The following is a 19149-nucleotide window of genomic DNA, read 5'->3' as shown; positions in this document are numbered from 1 at the left end:
GTCCTGACCTCAGGAGCGCGGCGGCAGTTTCGGCCGCGACCGGTCCGGGACGTGGGAGTGGTCCGGCGGGGTCGCCGGGGGGTTCGTCTCCAGCAGGTCCAGGGCCAGCTGTACCGCGTCGTCCAGCTGGGCGTGGCGGCCCTCCGCCCAGTCCAGGGGGGTGCGCAGGATCTCCAGGTCGGGGGTGACGCCCTTGTTCTCGATCGACCAGCCGTACGCGTCGAACCACGCCGCGTTCATCGGCACCGTGATCACCGTGCCGTCACCCAGACGGTGGCGGCCGGTCATGCCGACCACTCCGCCCCAGGTGCGCTGGCCGACCACGGGGCCCAGTTTCAGGAGTTTGAACGCGGCCGTGATCATGTCGCCGTCGGAGGAGGTCGCCTCGTCCGCCAGCGCCACGACCGGGCCACGCGGGGCGTTCGAGGCGTACGACACCGGCTGGGCGTCCCGCGTGAGGTCCCAGCCCAGGATCGTGCGGGTCAGTTTCTCCACGACCAGCTCGCTGATGTGTCCGCCCGCGTTGCCGCGGACGTCGACGATGAGCGCGGGGCGGGAGACCTCCATGCGCAGATCGCGGTTGAACTGGGCCCAGCCGGAGCCGCCCATGTCGGGGATGTGCAGATAGCCGCAGCGGCCACCGCTCAACTCCCGTACGACTTCACGGCGTTTGGCCACCCAGTCCTGGTAGCGCAGGGGGCGCTCGTCGACCAGCGGGACCACGGCCACGCGCCGTGCACGCCCCTCCCCTTCCGCCGGCGTGAACGTCAGCTCCACGGTCGTACCGCCCGCTCCCGCGAGCAACGGATAGGGGCCTGTCACCGGGTCCACCTCGCGGCCGTCGACGTGGGTCAGTACCGCGCCCTCGCGGATGCCGGTGCCCGCGAGCGGGGAGCGGGCCTTGGAGTCGGAGGAGTCGCCGGGCAGGATGCGCCGTACCGTCCAACCGTTCTCGCGCCGCACGAAGTTGGCGCCGAGCAGGCCCTGGCGGCGCTGGTAGTGGGGCGGGCCTTCGTTGCGGCGGGCCGGGGAGACATAGGCGTGGGAGGTGCCGAGCTCGCCCAGCACCTCGCGGAGCAGATCGGCGAACTCGTCCGGGGACGCCACCTGTTCGACCAGGGGCCGGTACTGCGCCAGCACCGCGTTCCAGTCGATGCCGCACATGCCGGGGTCCCAGAAGTAGGCGCGGATCAGCCGGCCCGCCTCCTCGTACGCCTGACGCCACTCGGCGGCGGGGTCGGCCTCGTGCAGGATGCGGCGGGAGTCGATCCACACCGTGGAGTCGCTGTCGCCGGCTTCGGTCGCGGGGACCGCGCGCAGATCGCCCTCGTCGACCACGACCAGCCGGCTGCCGTCGCCGCTGACCGCGAACCAGTCCAGATGCTCGACGAGTTCGGACTTCTTCGCCTTGCTGATGTTGAAGTGCTCGAGGGTCGGACGGCCGGTCGTGTCGTCGGGGTTGGCGAAGGTCTCGCCGAGCGCCCCCGAGATAGGCCAGCGCAGCCAGACCAGGCCGCCGCCCGCGACCGGGTACAGCGCCGAGTACTTGGAGGCGGCGACCGGGAAGGGGGTGACGCGGCTCTCCAAGCCCTCGATCTCCACCGTCACCGCGCCCGTCTCGCCGCCCTCCTCCTCCACCGGGTCCAGGCCTCCGGCGGCCGGGCGGCCCTCCGGGGTGAGGGCGAAGGGGGAGGGGGTCGCCGACGACAGCGGCACCAGGTAGGGGCGGCAGCCGAGCGGGAAGGACAGGTCGCCGGTGTGGACGTCGTACACCGGGTCGAAGCCGCGCCAGGAGAGGAAGGCCAGATAGCGGCCGTCGCTGGTGAAGACCGGGTTCTCGTCCTCGAAGCGGCCGTTGGTGACGTCGATGATGAGCCGGTCCTTGATCCTCGCCAGCTTGATCTGCCGCAGGGAGCGGCCGATGCCCGGGTGCGACCACGTCAGCCAGGTGCCGTCCGGCGAGAAGGCGAGGTCCCGCACCGGCCCGTTGATCGACCGGATCAGCTCGGTCACCTCGCCGTTGGAGTCCTCGGTGGCGTCGATGAGCAGCAGCCGTCCGTCGTGGGAGGCGATGGCCAGCCGCTCGCCCTGCGGATCCGACACCAGCTCCAGCACCCGGCCCAGCTCGCCCGAGGCCAGCCGGCGCGGCTCGCGGTCGCCGGTCGCCCGGGGGAGATAGGCCACCTCGATGGCGTCCTCGCCCTCGGCGTCGGTGACATACGCGACCTGGCCGACCGAGCCGAGCATCTCCGGAAGCCGGACCCGTACCCCCGGAGAGTCGGTGATCGTACGGGCCGGACCGTCGCGGTGGGTCAGCCAGTACAGACTGCCGCGTACGACGACGGCGCTCGCGCGGCCCGTCTCGTCGACCGAGATGCCGTCGACGTGCTGGGCGGCGGGCACCTGGTAGCGGCGCCGCCCCGCGCGCGGGCCGCTCAGCCGGACGTCGAGCTTGCGCGGCTCACCGGAGAGGTCGTCGACGATCCACAGCTCGCCCGCGCACTGGTAGACCACCCGGGTGCCGTCACTGGAGGCATGCCGGGCGTAGAAGGCGTCGTGGTCGGTGTGCCGGCGCAGGTCGGAGCCGTCGTAGGCGCAGGAGTAGAGGTTGCCGACGCCCTCGTGGTCGGAGAGGAAGGCGATCCGGCCGTCGACGAACATGGGGCAGGCGAGGTGTCCTTCGAGGTCGGCCAGCAGCCGTTCGCCGTGCAGCCACAGGCGGCCCGTGGCGCCGCCGCGGTAGCGCTTCCAGGCGGCCGGTTCGTGCGGCGGGGTGCCGGTGAGCAGCAGGGTCTTGTGGCCGTCGGGGAGATCGGCGACCTGGAGGTCGGAGACCGGGCCCCAGGGCAGTTTGCGGCCGGGGGAGCCGTCGGGGGAGACCTTGTAGGCCCACGTGAAGTACGAGAAGGGCTCGCCGTGGGAGGCGACCGCGAGGATGTCGCCGTCCGGGGTCCAGCCCGTGACCTGGGTGTCCGCGGTGCCCCAGTAGCTGAGCCGGCGGCCCGGTCCGCCCTCCGTCGGGACCAGATGGATCTCGGGGACGAGACTTCGCCAGCTGGTGTACGCGATGTGCTCGCCGTCGGGCGAGAAGCGGGGGTGGCCCACCTTGGTGCGGTCCACGGTGAGCCGCCAGGCGCGGCCGGGTCCGTCCAGGGGGGCGAGCCAGAGGTCGTCCTCGGCCACGAAGCACAGCAGTTCACCGTTGATGTGGGGCAGGCGCAGATAGCTCACCTCCTCATGCTTTTCCTGTCGATGGGCCCGGGCAACTCGTGAGAAAGAGGACGACGTGACCGAGGCCACGTACGAAACGGTTTCGTTTCGCTGACCCCTGCGCTACATTCGTTCTGTACGAAACCGTGTCGTTCGCAGGGAAGGTGGTGTGACTCATGGCCGAGGCAGCAACGGTGCGCCGCAGCCGGATCACGCCCGAGCGTGAGGCCGAGCTGTACGAGGCCGTGCTCGATCTGCTCCGCGAGGTCGGCTACGACGCCCTGACCATGGACGCGGTCGCCGCGCGCACCAAGTCCAGCAAGGCCACGCTCTACCGCCAGTGGGGCGGCAAGCCGCAGCTCGTCGTCAAGGCGATCCGGGCCACCAAGCCCGGGGGTGACTTCTCCGACGCCGACACCGGGACGCTCCGGGGCGACCTGCACGCCCACATGGAGCACACGGACGACTGCCAGTTGGAACAGAACGCCGCGCTGATGCGGGGTCTGGCCATGGCGGTCCATCACAACCCCGATCTCCTGCGGGAGTTCCGGGAACAGCTCATCGAGCCGGAGATGGCGGAGTTCCGTCGTGTGCTGCAGCGCGCGGTCGACCGGGGTGAGATCCGCGAGGACTGCCCCGCGCTCGACTACGTGGTGCACATGATGATCGGCGCGTTCGTCACCCGGGGGCTGATCGAGGATCAGCCGCCGACCCAGGCCTTCCTCCTTTCGTACATCGACGCCGTGGTCCTCCCCGCCTTCGGCGCTCCTCTCAGCTGAACAAGTCCCCAGCAAGCCCACTCCACCTGACGTCACCGCTCACGTCGCCGGGCTGATCCACCCTGCCCTGAACCACCCCCACGACATGACCGGGAGTACGCCTCCGTGGCCACGTTCCTCTATCGGCTCGGCCGACTCGCCTTCCGCCGACGGCACTTCGTCGCCCTCATCTGGGTGGCCCTGCTGACGCTCGCGGGCGTCGGCGCCGCCTCCGCGCCCGCCGCGGGCAACTCTTCCTTCTCCATCCCCGGCACCGAGGCCCAGAAGGCCTTCGATCTGCTGGAGGAACGATTCCCCGGTTCGAGTGCCGACGGAGCGACCGCCCGTGTCGTCTTCGAGGCGCCGGACGGGCAGAAGCTCGCGGACGCCGACAACAAGGCCGCCGTCGAGCAGGCCGTCAAGGAACTGGGCACCGGCTCCGAGGTCGTCTCGGTCACCGACCCGTTCCAGACCAAGTCGGTCTCCGAGGACGGCTCCGTCGGCTACGCCCAGGTCCGCTACGAGGTCTCCGGCATGGAGCTCGAGGACGCCTCCAAGGAGGCCCTGGAGCACGCCGCCGACGAGGCACGCGAGAGCGGGCTGACCGTCGAGATCGGCGGTGACGCGCTCCAGGCCACGCCCGAGACCGGATCCACCGAGATCATCGGTATCGCGGTCGCCGCCGTCGTCCTGGTCATCACCCTGGGCTCGCTGGTCGCGGCCGGACTGCCGCTGCTGACGGCGCTCATCGGTGTGGGCATCGGCGTCTCCACGATCACCGCCCTCGCCAACGCGCTGGACCTCGGCTCCACCACCTCCACGCTGGCCATGATGATCGGCCTCGCCGTCGGCATCGACTACGCGCTGTTCATCGTCTCCCGCTACCGCGCCGAACTGGCCGAGGGCCGGGACCGCGAGGAAGCCATCGGCCGCGCCACCGGAACGGCCGGCTCCGCGGTGGTCTTCGCCGGTCTCACCGTCGTCATCGCGCTGGTGGGCCTGTCGGTCGTCAACATCCCGATGCTGACGAAGATGGGTATCGCCGCGGCCGGCACGGTCGTGATCGCGGTTCTGATCGCCCTGACGATGATCCCGGCGCTGCTCGGTTACGCGGGCCGCAAGGTGCAGCCGGCGGGCTCCAAGAGCAAGCTGTTCGGTCGTAAGAAGGCCGAGGGCGCCGAGAAGGCCAAGCCCAACATGGGCACCCGCTGGGCCAGCTTCGTGGTCCGCCGCCCGGTCGCCGTCCTGCTGTTCGGCGTGATCGGCCTCGGCGCCGCCGCGGTCCCGGTCGCCTCCCTGGAGCTGGGCCTGCCCGACGACGGTTCGCAGCCGACCTCCACCACCCAGCGCCGCGCCTACGACCTGCTCTCCGACGGCTTCGGCCCCGGCTTCAACGGACCGCTGATGATCGTCGGCGACGCCAAGGGCAGCGCCGACCCGAAGGCCGCCGCCACCGAGGTGGCCGACGAGATCAAGGGCCTGGACGGCGTCGTATCGGTCATGCCGGCGACGTTCAACAAGGCCGGGGACACCTTCACCATCACCGTGGTCCCCGACTCCAAGCCCTCCTCGACCCAGACCGAGGACCTGGTCCACGCGATCCGGGACACCGGCGCCGGCATCAAGGCCGACACGGACACCGAGGTGCTGGTCAGCGGCACCACGGCGATGAACATCGACTTCTCGCAGAAGATGAACGACGCGCTGATCCCGTATCTCGCGCTCGTGGTGGGCCTCGCCTTCCTCCTGCTGATCGCGGTGTTCCGCTCGATCCTGGTCCCGCTGAAGGCGGCTCTCGGCTTCCTGCTGAGCGTGCTCGCCGCGCTGGGCGCCGTCGTCGCGGTCTTCCAGTGGGGCTGGCTGTCCGGCCTCATGGGCGTCGAGGAGACCGGCCCGATCATGTCGATGATGCCGATCTTCATGGTCGGCGTGGTCTTCGGTCTCGCGATGGACTACGAGGTGTTCCTCGTGACCCGGATGCGCGAGGCGTACGTCCACGGCGAGAAGCCCAGCCAGGCAGTCGTGACCGGGTTCAAGCACGGCGCGAGGGTGGTTACAGCGGCCGCTGTGATCATGATGGCCGTCTTCGCCGGCTTCATCGGCTCCTCCGAGTCGATGGTCAAGATGATCGGCTTCGGCCTCGCCATCGCGGTCTTCTTCGACGCCTTCGTGGTCCGTATGGCGATCGTCCCGGCGGTGCTGGCCCTGCTCGGCAAGCGGGCCTGGTGGCTGCCGAAGTGGCTGGACCGCGTGCTGCCGAACGTCGATGTCGAGGGCGAGGGCCTGCAGCGGGCGTCCGAGGCGCGGGCGTCCGAGGACGACGAGGACAAGGAGCTGGTACGCGCCTGACGTACCGCTTCTGAGTGAGACCAGCCGGTGAGGGTCCCTGTGGGGACGGTGGTGCCCTCACCGGCTTCCTCATGTGCCGTTCAATCCGGTCGCATGTGCCGTACACGCACCGCTAGCGTGCCGTGCATGACGTCTGCCGATGCATCAGCTTCTGCCGCCGGTTCAGGAGCCCACCCCCGTTTCGCCGCCGCCCTCGACGAGTTGGGGCTCGGCGCGATCGAGGCACAGGTCCGGCGCTTTCCGGAGGCCACCAGGACCGCCGCCGAGGCGGCCGCCGCGATCGGGTGCGAGCTGAGCCAGATCTGCAAGTCCCTGATCTTCGCCGCCGACGGTGTGCCGGTGCTCGTCCTGATGGACGGGGCCTCCCGCGTCGACATGGAGCTGGTGCGCCGGGAACTCGGCGCCGAGAAGGTCACCCGGCCGAAGGCGGATGTCGTACGGGAGACCACCGGGTACGCCATCGGCGGTGTGCCCCCCTTCGGGCACCGCACGCGCACACGTGTCCTCGCCGACCGTTCGCTGCTCGATCACGAGATCGTCTGGGCCGCCGCCGGTACGCCGTACACCGTCTTCCCCATGGAGCCCAAGACCCTGATCGCCCACGCCGGCGGCACCCTGGTGGACGTGCGCGAGCGCACCGCGTGACGCCGCTGGTCGCCACGGCCGTCCTGCTCGCCGCGGTCACCCACGCCAGTTGGAACGCCCTCGCCCACCACATCCCCGACAAGCTCGTCGGGTTCGCCCTGATCTCGGGCGGCGGGATGGTGATCGGCCTTGCGGCGGTGCCGTTCACGGCTGCCCCGGCGGCCGGGGCCTGGCCGTATCTGATCGCCTCCGCGGTGATCCACATCGCCTACTACGCCCTGCTGATGAAGTCCTTCCGGCTCGGTGACTTCGGGCAGGCCTATCCGATCGCCCGTGGCACCGCGCCCCTGGTCGTCACGCTCCTCGCCGCGCTCTTCGCCCATGAGGTGCCGGACGGCTGGGCGGCCACCGGTATCGCCGTCTCGTGCGCCGGGCTGACCGGCGTGGCCCTGTGGGGTCTGCGCGGACACCGGCCGAACTGGGCGGCGATCGGCGCGGCCCTCGCGACCGGCCTGACCATCGCGGCGTACACGGTCGTCGACGGCCTGGGCGTACGCGCCTCCGGCTCCTCCCTCGGCTATATCGCCTGGTTGATGGCGGTGCAGGGGACGGTGCTCCCGGCGTACGCGCTGTACCGCTGGCGGGGCGGGACGGCCGCGGTCCTACGGCCGTTCGCCGCGGTCGGTCTGCTCGGCGCCGCGCTGTCCGTGTCGGCCTACGCCCTCGTCCTGTGGGCGCAGACACGCGCGGAACTGGCGCCGATCGCCGCCCTGAGGGAGTCCTCCATCATCGTCGGGGCGGCGATCGGCGCCGTGTTCTTCAAGGAGAGGTTCGGGGCGCCGCGGATGGTGGCGGCGGTGTTGCTGGTGGTGGGGATCGGGTTGATGCTGCGGGCTGGTTAGAAGCCGGTGCCGGCAGGCGGGTCAGGAATCGGTGCCTGCGGGCCGCACGGCCACCGCGTCGACCTCGAAGAGCATCCCCGGCAGGCCCAGGGCGGCGACTCCGGCCAGGGTCTGGGCGGGGAGCCGGTTGCCGAAACGGGCCTGCATGGCCTTGCCGAGCACCTTCAGCTTGCTCGGGTCGTGGTCGACGATGAACGTGCCGAGCCGCACTACGTGTTCATATCCGAGGCCCACCCCCGCCAGCGCCGACTGCAGCCGGTCGAAGGCCAGCTCGACCTGGGTGGCGAAGTCGCCGGGCACGGGGGCGCCGGAGGAGTCGGAGGCGTACTGGCCGGCGATGTGAACGATCTCGCCGGGGGCGGAGACGGCGTGGCTGTAACCGAGGGGCGTGGGGTCGTGGAGCGTGGCCGGGTTGGTGATCGTGCGCTCGTCAGACGTCATGATCCACTCAACGCGCCGGAACCCACCGCGCATTCCGTGTCGCTGCGGTGGTGTGGAACGTGGCTGAAGGAGCACCCTGGAAGCAAGTATTCCGGAGGTGAACGTCATGATGCACACCGCAGTGGGATGGCACGTCGACATGGAGTTCAGCGAGGACGACACGCACACGCGCGCGGCCGCGCTGGTACGCCTGCCCGACGGCTCCGAGGTACGCGCCCAGGGCCACGCAAGCCGCCACCACACCGACGCGAATCAGCCACGGGTCGGTGAGGAGATAGCGGGGGCACGCGCCCTGAACGAACTCGCCATGCAGCTTCTGACGAAGGCGCATGAGGAGATCGACGCGGTTTCGGGGCGAACTTCGCATCCGATTCATGTGTGAGAGGACGCGGGGCGCGCGGGCAGGCTCGCGCGCCCGGCGTGTGCCGTCCGCGCGGTTACGCGCCCCGAGTGAGTGACTCCCGTACCGCGCGGACCAGTGCCTGGGCGCGGGGGTCCGCTGTGACCGTCTTGCGGAAGCCGTTGGTGACGTAGCCGAAGGCGATGCCCGAGGCAGGGTCGGCGAAGCCCAGGGAGCCGCCGCGGCCGGGGTGGCCGAAGGAGTCGGGGGAGAGGAACGGGGACGCGCTGCCGTGCAGCATGAAGCCGAGGCCGAAGCGGGTGTTCACGACCAGGACGCGGTCCGGACCGGCTGATTCCTCCGCGCGGGCGAGCGCCCCCGTGGTCCCGTCGAAAAGGCGGACGCCGTCGACCTCCCCGATCAGCGCCGCGTAGACGCGGGCGAGCCCGTCGGCCGTGGCGATGCCGTTGGTGGCGGGCAGCGCCGTCGCCCGGTACGCCGGGTCGTTCTGGTCCGGGAAGGGAGTGATCGCGGCGAAGGCCCGGCGCGTGAGGGAGTCCGGGTCCGCGTAGGCCTCGGTGACCGAACGCTTGGGACGGGCGCGCAAGACCGCCCCGGGGGCGGGCTCGGGGCCCTCGATACGGCCGACGCGCCCCGCGCGCCCCCCGGCCTCCTCCTCGGCGGGCAGCCCCAGCCAGAAGTCGGCGCCCAACGGCCCGGCGATCTCGTCGGCGATCCACGCGCCGGCGCCCTGCCCCGTCACCCGGCGTACCAGCTCGTCCAGCATCCAGCCGTAGGTCAGCGCGTGATAGCCGTGTGCGCTCCCCGGCTGCCACGCCGGGGCCTGCGCGGCGACCGCCTCGGGACCCTTGGCCGGGTCGAGCGCTTCTTCGGGGGTGAGCGGCCGGTCGAGCACCGGCAGCCCGGCCCGGTGGTTCAGCACCTGCCGGACCAGCACCCGCTCCTTGCCGCGCTCCTTGAACTCCGGCCAGTACTCACCCACCGGCGCGTCCAGGTCCAGCAGCCCACGTTGCCGCAGCAGCAGGGGTACGGCGGCGGCGACGCCCTTGGTCGCCGAGCGCACGACCTGCGCGGTGCCGCGCTGCCACAGGTCCGTGCCGTCGACATCCTTGGTGCCGGCCCACAGGTCGACCACCTTGCGGCCGTCCCGGTACACGGCGACCGCCGCGCCCCGGTCCCCGAGCGTCTCGAAGTTCCGCGCGAACGCCTCCCCGACCGGCTCGAAGCCCTCGGCCACTGTGCCGTTCACGTCCACGCCCGTCCGTCCTTCCGTTTGCCTGCGACAGTGGCTGCAACAACGGGTGGTCGTCCGCGATTCCTCCACGACTCCCGGACAACCGTGATCCGGAAGGGACACCTCCGCATCCGGTCGGGTCGATAACCTGCCCGTGTGACCAAGAAACCCCTGATAGCCGCTGTGGCGTTGGCAGTTGTGTGCGCGGGAGCGGGCGCCGCCGCGTACGCCGCCTTCGTCGAGGACACCTCCGTGTCCGTACAGAACGAGCCGCCGAGAAGCCGTGCGGACTACATCGAGCTGTGGCAGGCGGACCTGGCCAAGTCGGGCAAGGAACTGCCCGCGGATGTGGACGCGATGACCACGCAGGAGATCCTCGACGCGTGGGGCGAGGAGCTGGGCAAGCACGCCCAGCCCGGATGACCGCGCGCCGGAGGGGTCCGCGTCGCCCCGCGGACCCCTGCGGCCGTACCGGCTAGCTGATGGCGTTCGCGGCGCTCATCGTGTTCGCGGCCTTCGAGTCGTGCTCGGAGGAGAACAGGTCGTCGTCGGTGCGGTTGCCCGCGTCGTCGGTCATGTGGTGGCTGATGGCCCCGACGATGCGCGGGTCACTGGAGTTCTTGCCCTCGACCATCGGGCCGCCGGAGGCACCCCGGCCCATGTCGCAGTCCATCGACATACGGTCGTCCAACGGGTTCCAGGAGAAGGCGTCCACGGTGTTGCCGTAGCAGTACATCATCCGCTGGGCGTGCAGGTCGGTGCGGTTGTAGCCCTCACCGGGGTAGCCCGCGGCGAAGATCTCGGCGTGGTCGGTGAGGTTCTCGGTGAAGGTGTAGCCGAAGGCGCCCACGTTGTCCTGGAGCTTGCCCCAGGTGGGGTGGTCGTTGAGGACCACGGCGGCATAGTCGGAGTCCTCGAAGTCGGAGGAGCTCATCCACTCGTTGTTGGCGACCTTCGACTTGATGGTCCACGACCCGTAGGGGCCACTGCCGTCGCGGTAGCCGGGGATGAACTCCAGCATGTCGTTCCAGCCGGCGTCGCCGGAGCCGTCGCCCAGGTGGACACAGTGGCCGGCGGTCCACAGCGTGTTCCGGTTGTTCGAGACGATGACCGCGGCCGAACAGGAGTGGTCGGAGCCGTCGGGCTCCTTGTAGAAGAGGCGGCCCACCATGGAGTACTGCGGGAGCGTGGTGTACGGGACCTCCTGGGAGACGGAGATCTCCGTGGCGGCCGCGGCGGCGGGCTGGACGAGGGCGCTGTCGACCGGCTGCACGGAACCGGCGGAGACATCGGCGGGGTTGGCGAGCGGCACTCTGTCCTGCTGCGACGTGGTGGTGGGTGCCTTCTTCAGGCGCGGCATCGGCGCCGGGTTGGCCGCGGCCTTCCGCAGACGGTCCTTGGTCCAGTAGGAGCGGATCTCCCGGTCGCTCTTCTTCTCGACGGCCACCGAGACGCCGGCCGGCACGTCCTGCTCGACGGCGGGCGCGGCCTGGGCCGTCACGGGGAGAAGGGAGAGCGCCGCCGCTGCGGCGGCCACGGGTACGGCACGGTGAAGACGCACAGGAACCTCGTTTCGAACACGATCGGAATGATCTTGAGGTTGTATGCAATCACTGTGTCGTGGTCATGCCATGCGCCTGCTGTGAATCCCCTGTAGACGGTCGTACGAGGGGTGTGGCGAGGTCGTGGAGGGTGACGGGAGGCTGACGGGGCGACCTCAGCCGAGCAAAATCGTCACGTCGATGTTCCCGCGGGTCGCGTTCGAGTACGGGCAGACCTCATGGGCGGCGTCCACCAGCTTCGCCGCCACATCCGCGTCCAGCACCGGCAGGGAGACGCTGAGGGCGACCGCGAGCCCGTAGCCGTGCTGCTTGTTGGGGCCGATGCCGACCTTCGCGGCGACCGTGGAACCGGACAGATCGAAACCGGACCGGCGGCCGACCAGCACCAGCGCGTTGTGGAAGCAGGAGCTGTAACCGGCCGCGAACAACTGCTCGGGATTGGTGCCGTTGCCGTCACCGCCGAGCTGCGGCGGCATCGCGACCCGCAGCTCCAACTGACCGTCCTGACTGGTCACATAGCCGTCCCGGCCGCCGTGTGCGGTGGCCTCCGCGACGTACATGATCTTCGTGGGACGGGTGTCTACGGCGGTGTCCTCGGTCATGGTCGTCCTCCCCCGGGAAAGCGTGCGCACAAATACATCGTGCACAAGGTACTGGCCGGTAGGGAGGCAGGTGAGGGCAGGGGGTGGCAACCGGGGGTAACGCCGGATCAGATGGTGCGCAACACTCAGCGCGCGCGGTCCGCCGCCGCCTGCGCCTTCTCCGCGAGCCTCCACAACTCCTCGCGCAACCGCGCGATCTCCGGCCCGCCGAGCTCCGTCGCCGCGAGCAGAGCGCCCGGTACGCGCGCCGCGCGCTCCCTCAGTTCCTCCGCCCGCCCCGTGCACGCAACGAGCACCGAGCGCTCGTCGCCCGTCGCGCGCTCCCGGCGTACGAGCCCCGCGCTCTCCAGCCGCTTGAGCAGCGGCGACACCGTGCCGTAGTCCAGCCGCAGCGCCCCCGCCAGCTCCTTCACCGTCGTCTCGCCCCGCTCCCACAGCACCAGCAGGACGAGATACTGCGGATACGTGAGGCCGAGGTCGTCGAGCAGCGGCCGGTAGGCGGCCGTCACGGCGCGCTGGGCCGCGTACAGCGCGAAGCACAGCTGCTCGTCGAGGAGCAGGGACCCGGGGGCCTCGTCGTCTCTCACGCGCCCATTGTCACGGACGGCCGGGAGTGGCCGGGACGGAACGCGGGTCGAAGCCGAAGGGCAGCTCCAGCCGGTGCGCGCGCATCAGGTCCTCGTCCGCGAGCAGCTCGCCCGTCTTGCCGTCGGCGGCGATCACGCCCTCGCTGAGGATGAGCGAGCGGGGGCACAGCTCCAAGGCGTAGGGCAGGTCGTGGGTCACCATGAGCACGGTCACGTCCAACGAGCGCAGGATGTCAGCCAGTTCGCGCCGGGACGCGGGGTCGAGGTTGGAGGACGGCTCGTCCAGCACCAGGATCTCCGGCTCCATCGCCAGCACCGTCGCCACGGCCACCCGGCGGCGCTGCCCGAAGGACAGGTGATGCGGCGGCCGTTCCTTGAACTCCGCCATGCCGACCAGCCCGAGCGCCCGGTCCACGCGCTCCTCCAGCTCGGCCCCCTTCAGCCCGGAGGCCGCGGGACCGAAGGCCACGTCCTCCCGCACCGTCGGCATGAAGAGCTGGTCGTCGGGGTCCTGGAAGACGATGCCGACCTTGCGCCGGATCTCGGCCATGTGTGCGCGCCCCACCGGCAGCCCCGCGACCCGCACCGTGCCGGTGCCGCCGGTCAGGATGCCGTTGAGGTGCAGCACGAGCGTGGTCTTGCCGGCGCCGTTCGGACCGAGCAGCGCGACCCGCTCGCCGCGGCCGACGGAGAAGTCGACGCCGAACAGGGCCTGGTGGCCGTCGGGGTAGGCGAAGGCGAGGCCGGAGACCTCCAGAGAAGCTGTCACAGCATCCATCCCAGCAGACATACGACGAGGGCGGCGAGGGGGAGGGTGAGCGCGTACGTCCACTGCGCCCGGGACGCGGTCACCTCGTCGATGACCGGCATGGAACCGGCGTATCCGCGGCTGACCATGGCCAGGTGCACCCGCTCGCCGCGTTCGTAGGAGCGGATGAACAGGGCGCCCGCCGACTTCGCGAGCACCCCCCAGTGCCGTACGCCCCGCGCCTCGAACCCGCGCGACTCGCGCGCGATCCGCATGCGCCGCATCTCGTCGGTGATGACATCGCCGTACCGGATCATGAAGGACGCGATCTGGACCAGCAGCGGCGGGAGTTTCAGGCGCTGGAGGCCGAGCAGTAGCTCGCGCAGCTCGGTCGTGGACGCCAGGAGTACGGACGCGGCGACGCCGAGCGTGCCCTTCGCCAGGACGTTCCAGGCGCCCCACAGGCCGCTGACGCTCAGCGACATGCCGAGCACCTCGACCCGTTCGCCCTCCGCCACGAACGGCATCAGCACTGCGAACGCGACGAACGGCACCTCGATCAGCAGCCGTTTGAGCAGGAAACCGAAAGGCACGCGCGCGAGGTGGGCGACGACGGCGAGCAGAGCGGCGTAGAGGCCGAACGCCCACATCGCCTCCCGCGGGGTCGACACCACGACCACGACGAATGCGAACGTCGCGGCGAGCTTGGTGTGCGGCGGCAGACCGTGCACGGGGGAGTGCCCGTGCCGGTAGAGCTTGTGCGCGTGCCCGGCGCCCATGTCAGACGCTCGTGCTCACGAGGGAGACGTCCTCGTTCGCACGCCGCCTGCGCACCGCCCAGAACACCGCGCTGCCCGCGACCACCGTGACACCGACGCCGATGACGCCCGCCAGCCCCCCGGACAGGCGGGCGTCATCCACGTCCTTCACGCCGTAGTCCGCCAGCGGCGAATCGGCGGAGTCGTGTTCCTCGGCCTTCTTGTCGATGCCGTTGTCGGCGGCGACCTTCTCCAGACCGTCCGGGTCGGCGGAGGCGTAGAAGCTGACGAAGCCGGCGAGGACGAGCGAGGTGACCAGACCGCTGATCCACAGCGCCCGGCGGGAGGTGCGCGCCGCGACAGGCGCCGTGCGCGCCCCATCAAGTGCCCCGTCGGACGCCGGTACGTCGACCAACGCGCCGTTCACGCGCAGCTGCAGGCGCTGACGCAGGTCGCGCGCGCCGTACACCAGATCCGGGCGCACGGCCACGACCGCGCCCACCGTCAGCGCCGTGATCGCCGCCTCGCCGATGCCGATGAGGATGTGCACGCCGACCATCGCGCCCGCGACCTTGCCGATCGACACATCGGTCGTGCCGCCGATCGCGTACATCAGGGTGAAGGACAGCGCCGCCGCCGGAACCGAGATCAGCGCGGCGACGAAGGAGGCGACGGTCACCGAGCGCCGGGTGCGCGGCAGCAGCTTCACCAGGCCGCGGAAGAGGCCGTACGCGATGACCGTCGTGACGACCGCCATGTTGGTGATGTTCACACCCAGCGCGGTCAGCCCGCCGTCCGCGAAGAGGATGCCCTGCATGAGCAGCACCACGGACACGCACAGCACACCCGTATAAGGGCCGACGAGGATCGCGGCGAGCGCGCCGCCGAGCAGATGGCCGCTGGTTCCCGCCGCGACGGGGAAGTTCAGCATCTGCACCGCGAAGATGAACGCGGCCACCAGTCCGGCCAGGGGCGCGGTGCGTTCGTCGAGCTCGCGGCGCGCACCGCGCAGGCTCACGGCGACCGCGGCCGCGGCGACCGCTCCGGTCGCGACCGAGGTGGGGGCGTCTATGAATCCGTCAGGCACATGCACGGGTCGATGATAGAGGCTTGTTGCGAACAACTTGCAAGAGCGTGTGACGGAGAAGAACCGGCGCACTTGTCCACAGGCCCACGGGCGCCCCGCCGAAAATGTGCGACATTGGAGAGAAAGCGGATTCACAGCCTTCGCACAGGTCGCTCAGCGTAAGGGGCCGTCCGATGTCCGTAGTCGAGCAATACGCACGAGCCCACATCGTCACGGACGAGGACGTCCAGGTGCAGGAAGACCGCGGCGCGATACCCGTGATCCTGCGCTACGACCCCGATCGCGACCCCCGCGCGGTGCGGTTCGGACTGCCCGGGGCGCACGAATGGACGTGCGACCGAGCCCTGCTGGAGCAGGGCCTGCGCGCCCCCGCCGGCAGCGGTGAGATACGGGTGTGGCCGTGCGGCCGGGTGCAGGCGGTGGTGGAGTTCCACTCCGACCACGGCGTCTCGGTCGTGCAGTTCGAGACGAAGTCGCTGCTGCGGTTCCTGCGCCGCACCTACATGGCGGCCGCCGAGCCCGTACGCGGCTGAGCCCCGCCCGGCGACCCTGCCTCAGCCCCCCAGCTTCAGCAGCGCCGCCACGATCGGCCCCGCCGTCTCACCACCGTGGCCGCCCGCCTGGACCACGCCCGCGGCCGCGAGGTCGCCCCGGTACGCGGTGAACCAGCCGTTCGGCTTCTTCTGCCCGTCGACCTCCGCCGAACCGGTCTTCGCGCCGACGTCACCACTGACCCCGGACATCGCCTCGGCCGCCGTACCGTAGGCCGCCGTATAGGCCATCAGCTCCCGCAGCTGGGACAGCGTGCCGGAGGACATCGTGCGCGAGGCTGTCGCGAGCTTGCGGCCGTCCACGTCGGGGGAGACCAGGTAGGGCTGGTGGAAGACGCCCGACTTCACCGTGGCGGACACCGACGCCATGTTCAGCGGGTTCATCCGCACCCCGCCCTGGCCGATCAGCTCGGCCGCCATCTGCGCCTGCGACTGCACCGGGACGGCGCCGTCGAAGGTCGAGACACCCACGGACCAGTTGTTCAGGCCGAGGCCGAACACCTGCTGCGCCTGCTTGGTCAGGCTGTCGTCGTCCAGCTCGGGCGCCTGGCTGATGAAGGCGGTGTTGCAGGAGCGCGCGAAGCTCGCCTTGAAGGTGCCGCCCTTGATCTCGAACTTGTCGTCGTTCTGGAACTTCCAGCCGCCGTACGTGAAGTACTTCGGACACGGATGCGCCTTGTTCGCCGAGGCAAGATCCTTCTCGATGAGCAGCGAGGAGGTGATGACCTTCATGGTGGAGCCGGGCGCGAGGGAGCCCTGGAAGGCGGTGTTGAAGCCCTTGGAGGCATTCGCGGCGGCCAGGATCTCGCCGGTGGAGGGGCGCAGCACGACCACCGACGAACGCGCTTTCTCCGCGACCTGCTTCTCGGCGGCGGCCTGGAGGGTCGGGTTCAGCGTCGTCTTCACCGTGCCCGGCGTGCCCTTGCTGAGCTCCAGCACGGTCTTGTCCGCCGACTTGGACCCCTTGCCGCGGACCACCCGCAGCTCGATGCCCGCCTTGCCGCCGGCGGTCTTGCCGTACTTCTCGCGCAGCGAGTCCAGGATCGCGCCCACCGAGGGGTACTTGGCGGTCGTCAGCTCGCCCCCGTCCCGGTCGAGCGCCTTGATCGGCGGGGTCCCCGACTCACCGGTGACCAGGGTGTCGCCGTCCTTGAGGTCGGGATGCACGACTGACGGCTGCCACGCGACGACCGGTTCGCCGTCCGCCTCGCGCCGTACGACGGTCAGCGCGCTGTCGTACGCCAGCGGCTTGCTGAGCTTGTCGTACGTCACCGTGCCCTTGACGGAGAAGGGGACCTCGGCGCCGGTCGGGGTGCCGGCGGTGAGCGTGACGCCCTTCACGCGGGCGTCCTTGGTGTAGCCGGTGAGCAGCTTTCGGGCCGCCGTGGCGTCGTCCGTGGCCGCGGCGGCGTCGGTGACCTTGCCCTGCTGCCAGGCAGTGAGGAAGGCGCGGGAGGCGGTGGCGACCTCCTTCGCGGACAGCGGGCCCGTCTTGACCTTCGCCTTCGCGTCGGCGGCCGCCGTCTGCGTACGGTCCTCGGCCGCCGACGAGCCGTACAGCGCGTAGGCGCCGGCCCCGGCGCCGACGACGACCACGGCGATGGCCCCGCCGACCAGCACGGCGGGGTTCGTCTTCCGTCGCTCGGCGACGCGCCTTCTCTTGCCCACTGTCTCCCGATCCTTCGCGATTCCCCAGGGTCCCCGTCAGCCCAACGACGGCACCACCCTAGAGTCCCGTCCCCACCGGGTGACTTCAGCCACCCGCCACCAGTACGGCCTTCACGATCGGGCCCGCCGCCTCGCCGCCGCGGCCGCCCTCCTCGGTCATGGCCGCCGCGGCGACATCGCCCCGGAAGCCGGTGAACCAGCTGTTCGACTTGGCGTTCCCGTCGACCTCGGCGGAGCCGGTCTTCGCGCCGATGTCACCGCCGAGCCCGGACATCACCGGCGCGGCCGAGCCCTGCGTCGCGGTGAGCCGCATCATCTGCTTGAGCTGGGCGGAGGTGTTCGCCGACAGGCCCTTGGCGGTGGCCAGTTGACGGTCGTCCAGGTCGGGGGAGACGAGGTACGGCTGCCGGAAGGTTCCGGTGATCGCGGTGGCTGTGACGGACGCCATGTTCAGCGGGCTCATCTGGACCTGGCCCTGGCCGATGGCGTTGGCCGCGCGGTCCGGGCCCGCGGAGGCGGGGACGCTGCCGTCGAAGGAGGTGATGCCGGTCTTCCAGTCGTCCCGGCCGAGCCCGAACCGTTCCTGCGCCTCGGCCGTCAGCGAGGCGTCGGTGAGCGGCTCCTCGTCGATGAGCTTGATGAAGCCGGTGTTGCAGGAGCGCATGAACGTATCGGCGAGCGTGGCGCTCAAGTTGGCCTTCAGGCCCGGGAGGTTCTTGAAGGTCTGGCTCTGCCAGGTGGCGGTGTCCTCGCAGGGCGCCGGGCCGTTCATCGAGGTCACACCGTTGTCGATCAGCATCGCGGCAGTGACGATCTTCATCGTGGAGCCGGGTGCGACGCGACCCTCGAAGGCCGCGTTGAACGCGTCGCTCCGGTGGTTCGCCACCGCCAGCACCTCGCCCGTGCTCGGCTTGACGGCCACCACCGACGACTCGGCGTAACTCTTCACCGCCGTCTCGGCCGCCGCCTGCACCCCGGCGCTCAGCGTGGTGCGCAGCTTGCCCGGCTTGCCCTCGGCGAGGGTGAGCAGCGGGGTGTCGGCGACGCCCTCGGCCGCGTGCCTGATCACCAGCTCGACACCGGGCGTACCGCCGGCCTTGTCGCCGTAGCGCTCGCGCAGGGTGTCCAGGATCGGGCCGAGGGAGGGGTACTTCGCCTTCGTCAGCACCTGTCCGTCGCGGTCCACGGCCTCGATGGGCGGGCTCTTCGCCTCACCGGTGACGAGGGTGTCGTCCTTCTTCAGCTCCGGATGGACCACGGCCGGATCCCAGTCGACCAGCGCCTTCCCGGAGGTCTTCCCACGCACGACCTTGAGCTCGCTCTTGTAGGCGAGCGGCTTCGACTGGCCGTCGTACGACACGGTCGCCTTCACGGAGAAGGGCACGACCCCGCCGTTCACCGCCTCCGGCGTGATCCGCACATCGGTGATGTGCGCCTGCTCCCCGTACGCGGTCAGCAGCGGCTCGGCCGCCTGGGCGAAGTCGGTGTACGACGCCGCCTCGGCCGCCTGCCCCTTCTCCCAGGCCGTGAAGAACTTCTCCGAGGTCTCCTCGACCTCGTCCCCGCTCGGTGGCCCGGTCTGCACGGCCGGGGACCCGCCCCCGTCACCGTTCAGCGCCGACACCACGTTGTAGGCGCCGTACCCGGCACCACCCACCATCACCGCGAATACTCCGCCGATGACGGCAGTCTTCACCCCCTTGCCCATTGGGCTGTCCCTCCCCGTTTCCCAGTGGTCTTCGCACT

General features: G+C 70.6%; 18 protein-coding genes. 7 read left to right on the top strand and 11 right to left on the bottom strand.

Going from position 1 to position 19149, the window contains the following annotated elements; translation table 11 throughout:
* Positions 1-9 precede the first annotated feature (9 nt).
* Positions 10-3231 carry a S41 family peptidase gene (locus tag OHT76_RS18575; protein WP_328871955.1) on the bottom strand — a complete coding sequence of 1074 codons (3222 nt, stop codon included), beginning with the start codon at positions 3229-3231 and terminating at the stop codon, positions 10-12.
* Positions 3232-3386: 155 nt separating this feature from the next.
* Here OHT76_RS18575 and OHT76_RS18570 point away from each other — a divergent pair, with 155 nt between their 5' ends.
* From OHT76_RS18570 to OHT76_RS18555, 4 genes are all read left to right on the top strand, one after another.
* Positions 3387-3989: a TetR/AcrR family transcriptional regulator gene (locus tag OHT76_RS18570; protein WP_328871954.1), complete on the top strand. Its 603-nt coding sequence runs from the start codon at positions 3387-3389 to the stop codon at positions 3987-3989.
* A gap of 105 nt (positions 3990-4094) precedes the next feature.
* Positions 4095-6317, top strand: a complete 2223-nt coding sequence (locus OHT76_RS18565; RefSeq protein ID WP_328871953.1) for an MMPL family transporter — start codon at positions 4095-4097, stop codon at positions 6315-6317.
* A gap of 126 nt (positions 6318-6443) precedes the next feature.
* Positions 6444-6962 carry a YbaK/EbsC family protein gene (locus tag OHT76_RS18560; protein WP_328871952.1) on the top strand — a complete coding sequence of 173 codons (519 nt, stop codon included), beginning with the start codon at positions 6444-6446 and terminating at the stop codon, positions 6960-6962.
* Positions 6959-7804 carry a DMT family transporter gene (locus tag OHT76_RS18555; RefSeq protein WP_328871951.1) on the top strand — a complete coding sequence of 282 codons (846 nt, stop codon included), beginning with the start codon at positions 6959-6961 and terminating at the stop codon, positions 7802-7804. The genes OHT76_RS18560 and OHT76_RS18555 overlap by 4 nt, the downstream gene beginning before the upstream one ends.
* A 21-nt stretch (positions 7805-7825) precedes the next feature.
* Here OHT76_RS18555 and OHT76_RS18550 read toward each other — a convergent pair whose 3' ends face one another.
* Positions 7826-8245 (bottom strand): RidA family protein, encoded by a 420-nt coding sequence (locus OHT76_RS18550; RefSeq protein WP_328871950.1) that lies wholly within the window; start codon positions 8243-8245, stop codon positions 7826-7828.
* A gap of 106 nt (positions 8246-8351) precedes the next feature.
* Here OHT76_RS18550 and OHT76_RS18545 point away from each other — a divergent pair, with 106 nt between their 5' ends.
* Positions 8352-8627 (top strand): DUF1876 domain-containing protein, encoded by a 276-nt coding sequence (locus tag OHT76_RS18545; RefSeq protein WP_328871949.1) that lies wholly within the window; start codon positions 8352-8354, stop codon positions 8625-8627.
* Positions 8628-8682: 55 nt separating this feature from the next.
* Here OHT76_RS18545 and OHT76_RS18540 read toward each other — a convergent pair whose 3' ends face one another.
* Positions 8683-9861: a serine hydrolase domain-containing protein gene (locus OHT76_RS18540; RefSeq protein WP_328871948.1), complete on the bottom strand. Its 1179-nt coding sequence runs from the start codon at positions 9859-9861 to the stop codon at positions 8683-8685.
* 135 nt (positions 9862-9996) lie between these two features.
* Here OHT76_RS18540 and OHT76_RS18535 point away from each other — a divergent pair, with 135 nt between their 5' ends.
* The gene (locus OHT76_RS18535; protein WP_328871947.1) at positions 9997-10263 is read left to right on the top strand and encodes a hypothetical protein; all 267 of its coding nucleotides are present in this window, start codon (positions 9997-9999) and stop codon (positions 10261-10263) included.
* Between the two features lie 52 nt (positions 10264-10315).
* Here the strand turns inward: OHT76_RS18535 and OHT76_RS18530 are convergent, their stop codons facing one another.
* The 6 genes from OHT76_RS18530 to OHT76_RS18505 all read right to left on the bottom strand — a co-directional run bounded on the left by OHT76_RS18530 (position 10316) and on the right by OHT76_RS18505 (position 15190).
* On the bottom strand, positions 10316-11401 hold the full coding sequence (locus OHT76_RS18530; RefSeq protein ID WP_328871946.1) for a trypsin-like serine peptidase: 1086 nt from the start codon (positions 11399-11401) through the stop codon (positions 10316-10318).
* Between the two features lie 156 nt (positions 11402-11557).
* Positions 11558-12004 carry an organic hydroperoxide resistance protein gene (locus tag OHT76_RS18525; RefSeq protein ID WP_328871945.1) on the bottom strand — a complete coding sequence of 149 codons (447 nt, stop codon included), beginning with the start codon at positions 12002-12004 and terminating at the stop codon, positions 11558-11560.
* A gap of 125 nt (positions 12005-12129) precedes the next feature.
* Positions 12130-12591 carry a MarR family winged helix-turn-helix transcriptional regulator gene (locus OHT76_RS18520; protein ID WP_328871944.1) on the bottom strand — a complete coding sequence of 154 codons (462 nt, stop codon included), beginning with the start codon at positions 12589-12591 and terminating at the stop codon, positions 12130-12132.
* A 10-nt stretch (positions 12592-12601) separates the two neighbouring features.
* On the bottom strand, positions 12602-13369 hold the full coding sequence (locus tag OHT76_RS18515; protein WP_328871943.1) for an energy-coupling factor ABC transporter ATP-binding protein: 768 nt from the start codon (positions 13367-13369) through the stop codon (positions 12602-12604).
* Positions 13357-14118, bottom strand: a complete 762-nt coding sequence (gene cbiQ / locus OHT76_RS18510; protein WP_328871942.1) for a cobalt ECF transporter T component CbiQ — start codon at positions 14116-14118, stop codon at positions 13357-13359. Before cbiQ ends, OHT76_RS18515 begins: the two co-directional genes overlap by 13 nt.
* 1 nt (position 14119) lies before the next feature.
* On the bottom strand, positions 14120-15190 hold the full coding sequence (locus OHT76_RS18505; protein WP_328871941.1) for an energy-coupling factor ABC transporter permease: 1071 nt from the start codon (positions 15188-15190) through the stop codon (positions 14120-14122).
* A 167-nt stretch (positions 15191-15357) separates the two neighbouring features.
* On the opposite strand from OHT76_RS18505, the gene OHT76_RS18500 reads away from it, so the two are divergent.
* Positions 15358-15717, top strand: a complete 360-nt coding sequence (locus OHT76_RS18500; protein WP_328871940.1) for an SsgA family sporulation/cell division regulator — start codon at positions 15358-15360, stop codon at positions 15715-15717.
* Positions 15718-15738: 21 nt separating this feature from the next.
* On the opposite strand, the gene OHT76_RS18495 is transcribed toward OHT76_RS18500, so the two are convergent.
* Positions 15739-17403 carry a penicillin-binding transpeptidase domain-containing protein gene (locus tag OHT76_RS18495; protein WP_328871939.1) on the bottom strand — a complete coding sequence of 555 codons (1665 nt, stop codon included), beginning with the start codon at positions 17401-17403 and terminating at the stop codon, positions 15739-15741.
* Positions 17404-17488: 85 nt separating this feature from the next.
* Positions 17489-19111: a penicillin-binding transpeptidase domain-containing protein gene (locus tag OHT76_RS18490; protein WP_328871938.1), complete on the bottom strand. Its 1623-nt coding sequence runs from the start codon at positions 19109-19111 to the stop codon at positions 17489-17491.
* Positions 19112-19149 lie beyond the last annotated feature (38 nt).

Source organism: Streptomyces sp. NBC_00287, from assembly GCF_036173105.1.
Taxonomy (GTDB): Bacteria; Actinomycetota; Actinomycetes; order Streptomycetales; family Streptomycetaceae; genus Streptomyces.
Note: the sequence above shows the minus strand (reverse complement) of the source record. Positions and strands in the feature narration are given on the sequence as shown.